At 73.8% G+C, this 13,425-nt stretch carries 11 protein-coding genes; 5 read left to right on the forward strand and 6 right to left on the reverse strand.

All coding sequences use genetic code 11. The features are described 5' to 3' along the window. Positions 1-62: 62 nt before the first annotated feature. Positions 63-1,286: a GNAT family N-acetyltransferase gene (locus MKK53_RS20720; protein ID WP_243930658.1), complete on the forward strand. Its 1,224-nt coding sequence runs from the start codon at positions 63-65 to the stop codon at positions 1,284-1,286. Continuing rightward, entirely contained in the window at positions 1,283-2,443 is a 1,161-nt protein-coding gene (locus tag MKK53_RS20725) for a M20 aminoacylase family protein (RefSeq protein WP_243930659.1), read from the forward strand. The genes MKK53_RS20720 and MKK53_RS20725 overlap by 4 nt, the downstream gene beginning before the upstream one ends. A 341-nt stretch (positions 2,444-2,784) precedes the next feature. Here the strand turns inward: MKK53_RS20725 and modC are convergent, their stop codons facing one another. The 4 genes from modC to MKK53_RS20745 all read right to left on the reverse strand — a co-directional run bounded on the left by modC (position 2,785) and on the right by MKK53_RS20745 (position 5,838). Further along, positions 2,785-3,897, reverse strand: a complete 1,113-nt coding sequence (modC, locus tag MKK53_RS20730) for a molybdenum ABC transporter ATP-binding protein (RefSeq protein ID WP_243930660.1) — start codon at positions 3,895-3,897, stop codon at positions 2,785-2,787. Then, positions 3,894-4,589: a molybdate ABC transporter permease subunit gene (gene modB, locus MKK53_RS20735; RefSeq protein ID WP_243930661.1), complete on the reverse strand. Its 696-nt coding sequence runs from the start codon at positions 4,587-4,589 to the stop codon at positions 3,894-3,896. The genes modC and modB overlap by 4 nt, the downstream gene beginning before the upstream one ends. Before the next feature lie 116 nt (positions 4,590-4,705). Next, positions 4,706-5,518 carry a molybdate ABC transporter substrate-binding protein gene (gene modA / locus MKK53_RS20740; RefSeq protein ID WP_243930662.1) on the reverse strand — a complete coding sequence of 271 codons (813 nt, stop codon included), beginning with the start codon at positions 5,516-5,518 and terminating at the stop codon, positions 4,706-4,708. A gap of 122 nt (positions 5,519-5,640) precedes the next feature. Then, the gene (locus MKK53_RS20745; protein ID WP_243930663.1) at positions 5,641-5,838 is read right to left on the reverse strand and encodes a hypothetical protein; all 198 of its coding nucleotides are present in this window, start codon (positions 5,836-5,838) and stop codon (positions 5,641-5,643) included. A gap of 247 nt (positions 5,839-6,085) precedes the next feature. Here MKK53_RS20745 and MKK53_RS20750 point away from each other — a divergent pair, with 247 nt between their 5' ends. The 3 genes from MKK53_RS20750 to MKK53_RS20760 all read left to right on the forward strand — a co-directional run bounded on the left by MKK53_RS20750 (position 6,086) and on the right by MKK53_RS20760 (position 11,300). Next, positions 6,086-7,012, forward strand: coding sequence for a 50S ribosomal protein L11 methyltransferase (locus tag MKK53_RS20750; protein ID WP_243930664.1), 927 nt, complete (start codon positions 6,086-6,088; stop codon positions 7,010-7,012). 119 nt (positions 7,013-7,131) lie between these two features. After that, the gene (locus tag MKK53_RS20755) at positions 7,132-8,958 is read left to right on the forward strand and encodes an aminopeptidase P family protein (protein ID WP_243930665.1); all 1,827 of its coding nucleotides are present in this window, start codon (positions 7,132-7,134) and stop codon (positions 8,956-8,958) included. 170 nt (positions 8,959-9,128) lie between these two features. Then, positions 9,129-11,300 carry a protein-disulfide reductase DsbD family protein gene (locus tag MKK53_RS20760; RefSeq protein WP_243930666.1) on the forward strand — a complete coding sequence of 724 codons (2,172 nt, stop codon included), beginning with the start codon at positions 9,129-9,131 and terminating at the stop codon, positions 11,298-11,300. Between the two features lie 73 nt (positions 11,301-11,373). On the opposite strand, the gene phoB is transcribed toward MKK53_RS20760, so the two are convergent. After that, positions 11,374-12,069, reverse strand: coding sequence for a phosphate regulon transcriptional regulator PhoB (gene phoB / locus MKK53_RS20765; RefSeq protein ID WP_243930667.1), 696 nt, complete (start codon positions 12,067-12,069; stop codon positions 11,374-11,376). Between the two features lie 608 nt (positions 12,070-12,677). Then, a complete protein-coding gene (gene phoU / locus MKK53_RS20770) occupies positions 12,678-13,391 on the reverse strand; it encodes a phosphate signaling complex protein PhoU (protein ID WP_243930668.1) in 714 nt (237 codons plus the stop codon). Positions 13,392-13,425 lie beyond the last annotated feature (34 nt).

Here is a 13,425-nt window from a genome sequence, read left to right on the forward strand (position 1 = left end):
CCTGACCGCTCCTGCAGCGATCCGCCGCTTGCCCCGCCCCCGCCGGCCGCTAGACTGGGGGGATGAAGCAAGCCTCCGCGCCGCCGCCGGACGCCACCGCCCTCACGGTGAGGGCGCTCCCCGGGCTCAAGGAGATCGGCGCGCAGGCCTGGGATGCCTGCGCCCTCTCGCCGGAGACGCTGGCGGACGGGGACGAGACCTACAACCCGTTCGTCACCCACGCCTTCCTCTCCTCCCTGGAGGATTCGGGCTGCGTCTCGCGCCGCACCGGCTGGCTGCCGGTGCACGTGCTGGTCGAGCGGGCCGGCACGCTGCTCGGCGCGGCCCCCTGCTACCTGAAATCCCACAGCCAGGGCGAGTACGTGTTCGACCACGGCTGGGCCGACGCCTTCGAGCGCGCCGGGGGCAACTACTACCCGAAGCTGCAGGTCAGCGTGCCCTTCACCCCCGTGACCGGGCCGCGTTTCCTCATCGCCCCCGGCGCCGACCCGAACGAGGCGACGGCCGCCCTCGTGGCGGGGCTGCGGGCCCTGCGGGGGGAGACGGAGGCGTCCTCGATCCACGTCACCTTCATGCGCGAGGCCGAGTGGGCGCGGGCCGGGGCGGCGGGCTTCCTCCAGCGCACCGACCAGCAGTTCCACTGGGAGAACGACGGCTACGCCACCTTCGACGACTTCCTGAACGCCCTCGCCTCGCGCAAGCGCAAGACCATCCGCCGGGAGCGCCGGGATGCCCTCGCGCCGGGCATCACCATCGAGCACCTCACCGGCGCGGACCTGACCGAGGCGGTCTGGGACGCCTTCTACGCGTTCTATACGGACACCGGCTCGCGCAAGTGGGGCCGCCCCTACCTGAACCGAAGGTTCTTCTCCCTGCTCACCGAGCGGATGGCGGACCGGGTCCTGCTGATCATGGCCAAGCGCGAGGGGCGCTACGTCGCGGGCGCCATCAACATGATCGGCGACACGGCGCTCTACGGGCGCAACTGGGGCTGCGTCGAGGACCACCCGTTCCTGCATTTCGAGGTCTGCTACTACCAAGCGATCGAGTTCGCGATCACGCACGGCCTCAAGCGGGTCGAGGCGGGGGCGCAGGGGGAGCACAAGCTCGCCCGGGGCTACCGCCCGGTGCTGATGCACTCCGCCCACGACATCGCCGACCCGTCGCTGCGGCGGGCGGTGGCCGATTACTTGCAGCGTGAGCGTGCCCACGTCGCCGAAGCGGTGGACGTCCTCGACACCCTCACCCCGTTCCGGCGCGGCACCCCCGACGAGCAGGATTCATGAACCCGATCGCGCGCATCCAGGGCTTCTCCGACGACCTCACCGCCCTCCGGCGGGACCTGCACGCCCATCCCGAGATCGGCTTCGAGGAGGTGCGCACCTCCGGCATCGTGGCCGAGCTGCTCGAAGGGTTCGGCTGCGAGGTCCATCGCGGAATCGGCGGCACGGGGGTCGTCGGGCTGCTCAAGGGCCGCACCGACAGCGGCCGCCGGATCGGCCTGCGCGCCGACATGGACGCCCTGCCCATCGAGGAGGAGACCAACCTCCCCTACCGCTCGACGATCCCCGGCAAGATGCACGCCTGCGGGCATGACGGGCACACGACGATGCTCGTCGGCGCGGCGCGCTACCTCGCCGAGACCCGGAATTTCGACGGCACGGCGGTGTTCATCTTCCAGCCCGCGGAGGAGGGCCTCGGCGGCGCCCGCGCCATGCTGAAGGACGGGCTGTTCGAGCGGTTTCCGTGCGACGAGATCTACGGCCTGCACAACCAGCCGGGGGGCCGGCACGGGCAGATCAAGCTCTGCCCCGGCCCGATCATGGCGGCAGCGGACTTCTTCGACATCCGCATCCGCGGCCGGGGCATCCACGCGGCGCAGCCCCACCGGGGCAACGATCCGATCATCGTCGCCACCGGCCTCGCCCAGGCGCTGCAATCCATCGTCTCGCGCAACGCCGACCCGCTGAAGTCGATCGTGCTCTCGATCACCCGGATCGCGGCGGGCTCGGCCTACAACGTCATCCCCGAGACGGCGCACATGGCCGGCACGGTGCGGACCTTCGATGCGGGGGTCCGCACCCTCGCCGGCACCCGGATCCGCGAGCTGGCGGCGGGCTTCGCCGCCGCCTACGGCGCCGAGATCGAGGTGGACCTGCGGGACGTGTTCTCGGTGCTGGAGAACGCCCCGGACCAAGCCGCCGCCGCGACCGAGGTCGCCACCGAACTGCTGGGCGCCGAGAACGTCGATCCGCACGCCACCCCGCGCATGGGCAGCGAGGATTTCGCCGACATGACGATGCGGGTGCCCGGCGCCTATGTCTGGCTCGGGGCCGGGCCGGGGCCGGGGCTGCACAACGCCGCCTACAATTTCGAGGATTCGATCATCCCCATCGGCAGCGCCTTCCTGGCGCGGATAGTGGAGCGCCGCACCGCCGCGTAAGCGGGACAGGGGCCGGTGGGCAAGACCAAAGGGGGGAGACGCGATGCCGTCCGACATCCAGGAATCGCGGGCGAGCCTGATCTTGCTCGGTGTGTCCGTTGCGGCGGTGCTGATCTTCGGCGCCCTCACCCTGCTGACGCAGATCGGCTGACATCATCCGGGCGGGGCCAGACCCGACCCCGTCATTGCGAGCGACAGCGAAGCAACCCAGCCGGCACTCCCTTGTCCGGACCCGTCGCGCCCTGGATTGCTTCGGCTCCGCCTCGCAATGACGGGGTGGGCCATCGGTGGCCGCATCGCCATGGCCCCTGGTCCTGTCGGAAGCGCTGCCCTGTCGCCGCTCAGATCGCGATGGTCGGGCGCCCCGTCCCGAAGCCGGCCGGGTCGAAGGCGGCGCTCTTGATGATCGCCACCACCTCCCGGCCCGGCACGAGGCCGAGGTCGCGCACCGCGGCCTCGGTCAGGCGGGCGGTCAGCAGCGCGCCCCCGCAATCGATCTCGACCAGCACGCCGGTCCCGGCAGGCGCCAAGGCCGCCACCCGCCCCGGCAGGGCGTTGCGGGCGGAGAGGCCCTGGGGCATCGCCGTGGCCACCAGCACGTCCCGGGCGGGGATGCGCACGCGCACGCTCGCGCCGGGCGGCCGGGCGAGGTCCGGCACCAGCAGGGTGCCGGCCTGCCCGGTGAGGCGGGTGAGGCCGGTTCGCGGGTCGCGCCCCTCCACCACCATGGCGAGGAGGGCCCCCGGCTCCCCGTGGAGGGGGATCAGGTCGGCCCGGCGCAGGATCTCCTCCGCGGGGCCGGTCGCCGCGACGCGGCCGGCATCGAGCACGACGATCGTGGCGGCGAGGCGGGCCACCTCCGCCACGGAATGGCTGACATAGACGATGGGCACCCCCGCCTCGTCGCGCAGGCGCTCGATATAGGGGAGGATCTCGGCCTTGCGCGCCTCGTCGAGGGCGGCCAGCGGCTCGTCCATCAGCAGCAGGTGGGGCCGCGCCAGGAGCGCCCGGCCGATGGCGACGCGCTGGCGCTCGCCCCCCGACAGCCCCGCCGGCCGGCGGGCGAGGAGCGGCGCGATCCCGAGCATCCCCGTCACCGCGGCGAACTCCGCCGCGTCGTGGGGCAGGCGGGCGAAGACCCGGCCGTAGGCGAGGTTCCGGGCGACGCTGAGATGCGGGAACAGCCGGGCATCCTGGAACACCACCCCGACCCGGCGGCGGTGCGGCGGCAGGGCGATCCCCGCCCCCCGGTCCACGAGGACGTGGCCCGACACGGCGATCCGCCCCCGGTCGGGGGTGGCGAGGCCGGCGATCAGGTCGATCAGCGTGGTCTTGCCCGAGCCCGAGCGCCCGAACAGGGCGGTGAGCCCCGGCCCGGCGGCGAAGGCCGCCTCCAGGGCGAAATCCCCCCGCCGGAGGGACACGTCCACCGTGATGGCGGGCGGGCGCGTCATCCCGCCCCCAGCCGCCGGCCGGCCCTGGCGGCGAGCGCCTCGGAGACGAGGAGCGCCGTGATCGACAGGGCCACCGAGACGAGGGTGAGCCGCAGGGCCGCCCCCTCCCCGCCCGGCACCTGCGTGAGGGTGTAGATCGCCGAGGGCAGGGTCTGGGTCTGGCCGGGGATGTTCGAGACGAAGGTGATCGTCGCGCCGAACTCGCCCATCGCCTTGGCGAAGGCCAGCACCGCCCCCGCGAGGCAGCCCGGCAGGCTCAGCGGCAGGGTCACGGTGAGGAAGACGAGGACGGGCGGGGCGCCGAGGGTCCCGGCGGCCTCCTCCAGGCGCCGGTCCACCGCCTCGAAGGACAGGCGCATCGCCCTCACCATCAGGGGAAATCCCATCACCGCGCAGGCCAGCGCCGCCCCGGTCCAGCGGAAGGCGAAGACGATGCCGACCTCGGCCAGCGGCGCCCCGAGGACCCCCCGGCGGCCGAAGGCGAGGAGCAGCAGGTAGCCGGTCACCACCGGCGGCAGGATCAGCGGCAGGTGGACGAGCCCGTCGAGGAGCGCCCGGCCGGGGAAGCGGCGCCGGGCCAGCAGCCACGCCACCCCGAGCCCGAGGGGCAGGGAGGCGAGGGTCGCCGTCGCCGCCACCAGCAGGCTGAGCCGGACGGCCTGCCATTCCTCCGTGCCGAGGCCCAAGATCATCGGAGGAATGTCACCGCCATCACCGTTCCGCCTGTCCCCTCACCGACCTCATCCCGAGGTGCCGCGACGCGGCCCCGAAGGAGGCTGTGGAGGGGGAGTCCCGCCGCACTCTTCCCTCAATGGCCATGGCCGGGGGCGCCGATCACCGTGAAGCCCTGCCGCTCGAACGCGGCCCGGGCGGGCGCGCCCTTCAGGAAGGCGAGGAACGCGTCGGCATCGGGGTTGGCCGAGTCCTTCGTCAGGGCGGCCGGGTAGACGATGGGCGGATGGCTGTCGGAGGGGAAGGTCGCCACCACCCTCACCTTCGGGTCGGCGGCGGCGTCGGTGGCGTAGACGATGCCCAGCGGCGCCTCGCCCCGGGCGACGAGGAGCAGCGCGGCGCGCACGTTCTCGGCCTCGGCCACCTGCCCCTTCACCGCGTCCCAGCCGCCGAGCTTCTCCAGCGCCGCCCGGCCGTACTTGCCCGCCGGCACCGCCTGCGTGTTCGCCATGGCGAGCTTGCCCCCCGCCAACGCCTTGGACAGGACCGAGCCGAGATCCGGGGCGAGGGCGATCTGCGGGTCCGCCCCCGCCGTGCCGGAGGCTGGGGCGATCAGCACGAGGGCGTTGCGGAGGAGGTCGAATCGGCTGCCCGGCCGGAGGCCCCCGGCCTTCTCGGCGTAATCCATCCACGCCTCGTCGGCGGAGATGAACAGGTCGGCCGGCGCCCCCGCCTCGATCTGCTTGGCCAGGGCGTTGGAGCCCGCATAGGCGATGCGGGTGGTCTTGCCGGCCTGCTGGGTCCAGGCGGCGGAGACGTCGTCCAGGGCGTTCTTGAGGCTCGCGGCGGCGAAGACCACCACCGGCTCGGCCGCCCGCGCGGGCGCCGCAGGGGCAAGCGGGAGTGCGGCCAGGGCCGCCGCGAGCCAGATCCGCCGTGTGATCGCCATCGTCCTGTCCCCGCGTCCGGAAACCCGACCGTCGTATCCGGGCGGCTATGGCGACGATCTTATGGCCGGTGCGCCCGGCGGCAAGGCCGCCCCGGCGCCGGACGGGGCGGCGGGAGGGCGAATCAGCCGTTCTCAGTGGCTTTGGCGGGGGCGTCCTCCGCCCGGTGCAGGCGGCTCAACGCCACCAGGAGGCGGCCCGGCAGGGGCGAATCGGGCAGCGGCGCCCCGAAATGCGCGTCACGCCGCCGGGGCGACGGCGGCGCCAGAACGATCGGCCCATGCGGGCCGGGCTGGCCAGGGAGGGGACGATTCGAACGCATCACTCTTACGCATCCCTCGAACGACTTCGTCACGAAGCCGGCAAAAACGTCGGCCCCGGGCGCCGGTTCCGGGCCCATGTGGTGAACGGACGGTCACGATGCCGCAATCCCAGGCACTCCGCCCGCGATTCGCGGCGGGCGTTGCGCGACGTCGCGGCGGGAACACTCAGCAAGAACCCGCGGCAAGAACCCGGGATCGTGCGGATTCCCCTGTGACAGGGGGCGCCGGGGCGCTTACATCGCCGCCATGCTCGAAGGTCTGCCGCCCCACCGACCGACTCACATCCTGCGCCTCGACACCGACGAGAGGTCGGCGCGGGCGATGACGGACCTGCTCGGCGAGATGTTCGATCCCACGGACACGGCGGTGGCCGCCTTCGAGGATGCGGACGGCAAGACGTGGCGGCTCGAAGCCTATTTCGCCGACGCGCCGGACGAGGCGTTCGTCCGCGACCTGATCCGCCCGGTCATCGGCCCGGCGGCCGACGAGGCCGAGTTCCGCACCATCGCCGAGCAGGATTGGGTGCGCGCCTCTCTGGAGGGGCTGAAGCCGGTCCGGGCCGGCCGCTTCCTGATCCACGGCGCGCACGACCGGGAGTCGCGGCGGACGAACGACCTCGCCATCGAGATCGAGGCGGCGCTCGCCTTCGGCACCGGCCACCACGGCACGACGCTGGGATGCCTGCAGGCCTTCGTCGCCGAGCGGAAGCGCCGCCGGCCGCGCCACGTCCTCGACGTGGGCACGGGCACGGGCATCCTCGCCTTCGCCGCCGCCATGGACCTGCGCCGGCCGGTGGTGGCGGGGGACCTCGACGGGGAGGCGGTGCTCACCGCCCGGGAGAACGCCCGCCTCAACGGCCTGGGGCCGTGGCTGAAGCTCTACCACGCGGCCGGCACCCGCCACCGCATGGCCGCCCGGCCCCGGCACTTCGACCTCGTCTTCGCCAACATCCTCGCCAAGCCCCTGCGGCTCCTGGCCCCGAGCCTGTCCGCCGTGGTGGCCCGGGGCGGGACCCTCGTCCTGTCCGGCCTGATCGAGCGGGACGTGCCGGGCGTCCTCTCCGCCTACCGCCACCAGGGCTTCGCCCTGTCGCAGCGCGGCACGATCGAGGGCTGGGTCCACCTCGTCCTGCGCCGGGGCGGGGCCGCGGCGCGGGGGCGGGCGCGGCGCTGAGGGCCGGCCCCCTCTCCCCGCAAGACGCGGGGAGAGGGGGGCCCCGAGTCGTCCGTGGAGGAGGCGCCTATGGGGAAATCCATTTGCCCGCCGCCCGCCGCGGGCGATAGGCTCGGGGCATGACCGAGCCCCGCCGCCGCCTCCAGACCTTCGACGATCCGAGCCATCGCAAGGGGCCCGAGCGGATCGCCGCCCTGCGGGCGGCCCTGCGCGAGGCCGGGATCGACGGGTTCGTCGTGCCGCGGGCGGACGAGCACCAGTCGGAATACGTGCCGGCCAACGCCGAACGGCTCGCGTGGCTCACGGGCTTCACCGGCTCGGCCGGCTCGGCCGTGATCCTGGCGGAGGCCGCCGCCCTCGTGGTCGACGGGCGCTACACCCTCCAGGCCCCCGCCCAGGTCGACACCGGCGCGGTGAGCGTGGTGCCCCTCGCGGAGCAGACTGCGGAGGCGTGGATCGCCGAGCATCTCGGCCGCGACCGGGTGCTGGGCTACGACCCGTGGCTGCACACGCCGGACGGCGTCGCACGGCTGGAGCGGGCGGCGGCCAGGGCCGGGGGCACCCTGCGGGCGCTCGCCGAGAACCCGGTCGATTCCTGCTGGGCCGGGCGGCCGAAGCCCCCGGCCGGCCGGGTCTCGGCCCACCCCGAGGCGCTGGCCGGGCAGACGGCGGCGGACAAGCTCGCCCGGGTGCGGGCGGCGCTGGCGGCCGATTCCTGCGACGCCCTGGTGATCTCGGATCCGCACAACCTCGCCTGGGCGTTCAACCTGCGCGGCGCCGATGTCGGCCACACGCCCCTGGCGCTCGGCTACGCGATCCTGCCGCGGGAGGGCCGGGCGCGCCTGTTCCTCGCCTCGGACGACATCGACCCCGCCCTGACCGCGGCCCTGGACCCCGTCGCCGGGATCGCCCCGCGCCTCGACCTCGACGAGGGCCTGTCCACCCTCGCGGGCGCCCGGGTGCGCCTCGACGGGGCGACGGGGGCCGTCGCCCTCAAGGAGCGGGTCGAGGCGGCCGGCGGCACGGTCGATGTCGGCAAGGATCCGATCACCGCCATGAAGGCCGTGAAGAACGCGGCCGAGATCGCCGGCACCCGGGCCGCCCACCGCCGCGACGGGGCGAGCGTGGTCCGCTTCCTCGCCTGGCTCGACGCCGCCGCCGCGCAGGGCGGCCTCACCGAGATCGCCGCCGTCGAGGCGCTGGAGGATTTCCGCGCGGCGGGCGGCGACCTGCGCGACGTCTCCTTCCCGACCATCTCCGGCTCGGGGCCGAACGGGGCCATCGTCCACTACCGGGTGACGCGGGAGACCGACCGGACGGTGCGGCCGGGCGACCTGTTCCTGGTCGATTCGGGGGCGCAGTACCCGGACGGCACCACCGACATCACCCGCACCCTGGCCATCGGCACCCCGACGCCGGAGATGCGCGACCGCTACACGCGGGTGCTGCAGGGCCACGTGGCCATCTCCCGCGCCGTCTTCCCGCAGGGCACGACGGGGGCGCAGATCGACGCCTTCGCCCGGGCGCCCCTGTGGCGGGCCGGGCTGGATTTCGACCACGGGACGGGCCACGGCGTCGGCGCCTTCCTCTCGGTGCACGAGGGGCCGCAGCGCATCGCCAAGACCGGCACCGTCGCCCTGGAGCCGGGCATGATCCTCTCGAACGAGCCCGGCTACTACGCCGCCGGCCGCTACGGCATCCGCATCGAGAACCTCGTCCTCGTGGAGCCCCGGGCGATCGAGGCCGGGGAGCGGCCCATGCTGGGCTTCGAGACCCTGACGCTGGCCCCCTACGACCGGCGGCTGATCGAGCCGGCCCTGCTCGACGCGGGCGAGCGCGCCTGGATCGACGCCTACCACGCCCGGGTCCGCGAGGCGCTGGCGCCCCTGGTGGACGGGCCGGCGCGGGCATGGCTGGAGCGGGCGACGGAGGCCATCGGCCCCTGAGCGCCCGGCCGGACAGGTCTGATAGGGGGGATCGGCCGTCGCGATCCGCCCCCGTCCCCGCGCGCGAAGCGAGGCGATCCGGGGACGCGCCTTCTCCGGGGACGGCCCGCCCCATAAAAGCCGGTGGGGCACGCGAGAAACCTCCGGCCCTCCGGCGCGAAGAGCCCCGTATGATCGCCCGCCTTCTCCTGATCCTCGCCTGCCTCGGCCTCGGCCCGTCCCTGGCGCAGGGCTTCCGCCCCCCGGCGGACCTCGTCCGGGCGAGCCTCGTGGCCGAACCGGCGGCCCTGGCGGGGGGGACGCCCTTCACCCTGGCCATCCGGATGCAGCTCAAGCCCGGCTGGCACGTCTACTGGCGCAACCCGGGCGATTCCGGCCTGCCGCCCGAGGTGACGTGGACCATGCCCGCCGGCTTCGGCACGGGCGGGATCCGCTGGCCCGCGCCGCACCGGATCCCGATCGCGACGCTGATGAACTACGGCTACGAGGGCGAGGTGACGCTCCTCGTCCCCGTCACCCCGCCGCCGAGCCTCGACCCCGCCGAGCCGGTGCGCCTGTCGGGCAAGCTCACCTACCTCGTCTGCGAGACCGAATGCGTGCCGGGCTCGGCCGACCTCGCCCTGACCCTTCCGGTCGGCAAGCCGACGCCGGACCCCGCCAACGACGCCCTGTTCAACCGGGCGCGGGCGGCCCTGCCCGTCGCCCCCGTCTGGCCGATGCGCCTGTCCCGAGAGGGCGACCGCATCCGCCTGGACTTCGCCACGGGCGGCCTGCGGGCGGACTCGATCAAGTCCGCCGCCTATTTCCCCTACGGCGAGACCGCCCTCGACAACGCCGCCGAGCAGGGTCTCACCGTCGATGACCAGGGCCTGCACCTGAGCCTGACACGGGGCGACGACAAGACCTTCCCCCTCTCCCTGCCCGGCGTGCTGACGGTGGAGGAGGACACGGGCAACGGCCCTAGCCGCCTCGCTTTCGCCTATGGCGACGAGCCGGCTCAGGTGCCCTCCGCCGCCCTCGCCCCCCCGGCGGTGGCCGGCGCCCCGCCCGTCCCGGCGGCGGACCGGCCGACCCTGCTGGCGGCGATCGGCCTCGCCCTGCTCGGGGGGCTGATCCTCAACCTGATGCCCTGCGTGTTCCCGGTCCTGTCGATCAAGGTGCTGGGGCTGGTGCGCCAGTCCGGCGAGAGCCTCGGGCGGGTGCGGCTGCACGGCCTCGCCTACACCGCCGGCGTGCTGGCGAGCTTCCTCGGCCTCGCCGGCCTGCTGATCGCCCTGAAGGGCGGCGGGGCGAGCCTCGGCTGGGGCTTCCAGCTCCAGTCGCCGCCGGTCGTGGCGGGGCTCGCCTACCTGCTCGTGGCGGTGGGGCTGAGCCTGTCCGGCGTCTACTCCCTCGGGGGTCGCTTCGCCGGGATCGGCGACGGGCTCGCCCGCCGCTCCGGCCTGCCGGGCTCGTTCTTCACGGGGGTGCTCGCCACGGTGGTGGCGACGCCCTGCACCGCGCCGTTCATGGGCGCGGCGGTGGGCTTCGCCCTGACGCAGGGGGCCGCCGTGGCGCTGGCGGTCTTCGCCGCGCTGGGCCTCGGCCTCGCCCTGCCCTTCCTGGCGCTGACCCTGTGGCCCTCCGCCCTGCGGGTGCTGCCGCGGCCGGGGGCCTGGATGGAGACGCTGAAGCAGGCGCTGGCCTTCCCGGTCTACGCCACGGCGGCGTGGCTGATCTGGGTGCTGGCGCAGCAGGTCGATGCCCGGGGGCTGCTCGCCGCCCTGCTCGGCGTGGTCCTCGTCGGCTTCGCCGCCTGGGCCTGGGAGCGCAGCCGCGGGGCGACGCCCCTGGGCGAGCGGATCTTCCAGGGGCTCGCGGGCCTCGCGATCATCGCCGTGGCGACCCTCGGCCTCGGCCTCGCCCACCAGCCCGGGGCCGCCGCCCCGGCGCAGGCCTCCGCGGAGGGGACGGAGCCGTTCAGCCGGGCCCGGCTCGACGCCCTGCGCGAGGCCAAGCGGCCGGTCTTCGTGAACATGACGGCGGCGTGGTGCATCACCTGCGCCGTCAACGAGACCACGTCCCTGTCGCGGCCGGCGGTGCGGGCGGCGATGAAGGCCAAGGGCATCGCCTCCCTGAAGGGCGACTGGACCAACCAGAACCCCGAGATCACCCGCCTGCTGGAGGAGCACGGCCGCAGCGGCGTCCCCCTCTACCTGCTCTACGCCGATGCCGGCCCGCCGCAGGTCCTGCCGCAGATCCTCACCGAGGGGACGGTGCTCGCGGCGCTGGCGGCGATCCCCGACCGCCCCCACAGCGCGGCGCTCGACCGGGACGCCCCGCCTCCCGCGCGAACGGAGTGAGACGCCGCCGGAGCGCGGGTCCCCCCGGAACCGGGCGGCGCCCCGGCCCCCTCCGCGGGCGAGGACGCGGGCGTCACGGCTCCAGGGAGAACGTCTCGTCGAAGGCGTAGCCCGAGCCGCGCACGGTGCGGATCGGGTCGGTCTGGCGCGGGCCGTTGAGGGCCTTGCGCAGGCGCCCGACATGGACGTCGACGGTGCGCTCGTCGATGTAGACGTCGTGCCCCCAGACCCCGTCGAGGAGCTGTTCCCGGGAGAAGACCCGGCCGGGGCTGAGCATCAGGAATTCCAGCAGCCGGAACTCCGTCGGGCCGAGATGCAGCTCGGTCCCGCCGCGCCGGACCCGGTGGCCGGTGCGGTCCAGCTCGATGTCGCCCGCCGCCAGGCGGTCGGCCACGTGGGCGGGCTTGGCCCGGCGCAGGAGGGCGCGGACCCGCGCCAGCAGCTCCGGCACCGAGAACGGCTTGACGATGTAGTCGTCCGCCCCGGTCCCGAGGCCGCGCACCCGGTCGCCCTCCTCGCCGCGGGCCGTGAGCATGATCACCGGCAGCCGCTCGGTCTCCCGCCGGGCCCGGATGCGGCGGCAGAGCTCGATGCCGGACAGGCCCGGCAGCATCCAGTCGAGCAGGACGAGGTCCGGGGTGCGCTCGGCGAGGAGAAGCTCCGCGTCGTCGCCGCGGGAAGCGGCATCGACGGAGAACCCCTCCGCCTCGAGGTTGTAGCGCAGGAGGGTGGTGAGCGCCTCTTCGTCCTCGACGATCAGGACACGCATGGCCGATGGTCCATTCCACGCCGGTTCCCCCCGGCCGGAGGCGACCGAGGGTTCGGGCAACGCTGATACGCTGCGCGGCCGGATCCAAGCCCGGGTTTCGCGCGATCGACAGGAGAGCACGGGTCCGCAGTGCTCCCGTTCCCCCCTCGCCCTCCTCCGGGGCCGCCCCGGCGCGACGGCACCGGGAGGTCCGGCCGAGACGTCCGCGCGCCCGCGAAGGCGGGGCGGATCACGACGGGCGATCCGTTCCCCCAAACCTTTCCGGCCAGACACCCGGGACCGGGATGCGGCCGGGCAGGCTCCCTACACGGCGATGGCCGCCGGCCTCGGCGGGGTCCCGGATCGGGCCCCGGGCGTTTTCCGGAAACCCTGGACCGAGAGGGCCGACGCACGCTCCTCCCCGCCCCTCTCGGCCCCGCCCGACAGGGGCTTCATCCCCACGAGGGGAAGGGGACCCCCACTGAGCCGCGGGGACACCGGATCCAAGGTCCGCGGACGACGCCCTAGGGCAGTGACGCACTCACTCCGTTCATGCGTCTCTGCCCTAGGTTTTTGTTTTCGCATCAATTTTTCCAGACACGGCTGACGCCTTCGTCTGGATCGATGCACTAGGGCGCCGGCTCGACGGTGGCGTAGTTCGAGGCGTCGTTCTTGGGCCGGTCGCCCATGAAGATCTCACCGGTGGAGAGATAATGGATCGTCTCGGCGATGTTGGTGGTGTGATCGCCGATGCGCTCGACGTTCTTGGCGCAGAACAGGAGATGCGTGCAGAACGAGATGTTGCGCGGGTCTTCCATCATGTACGTCAGGAGTTCCCGGAACAGGGAATTGTACAGGGCGTCGATCTCGCCGTCCCGCGCCCACACGTCGTGCGCCGCCTTGGTGTCCCGGCTCGCATAGGCGTCCAGGACGTCCTTGAGCTGCCCCTCGGCGAGGTCGCTCATGTGGCGCACGCCGAGGACGATCTTCTGGGCCGGGGCGTTGTCGGCGATCGCCATGACGCGCTTGGCGACGTTCTTGGCGAGGTCGCCGATCCGCTCGAGGTCGCCCGAGACGCGGATGGCGGAGATGGTCTCACGCAGGTCGACCGCCAGGGGCTGGCGCCGGGCGATGAGCAGCACCGCCTTCTCCTCGATCTCCCGCTGGAGGGTGTCGAGGCGCTTGTCGGCGGCGATCACCGTCTGCGCGAGGATCTCGTCCTTGCGCACGAGGGCGAGGGACGCCTCGCTGGTCATCTTCTCCGCGACCCCGCCCATCTCGGAGATCGAGCGGCGCAGGTCTTCCAGGTCCGTATCGTAGGACGAGACGATGTGTCCGGGCATGGCGAGGCCTCCGCGCGATCAGCTTCTTGGGGGA

The organism is Methylobacterium sp. J-076 (assembly GCF_022829405.1).
In the GTDB taxonomy this organism is placed as follows: domain Bacteria; phylum Pseudomonadota; class Alphaproteobacteria; order Rhizobiales; family Beijerinckiaceae; genus Methylobacterium.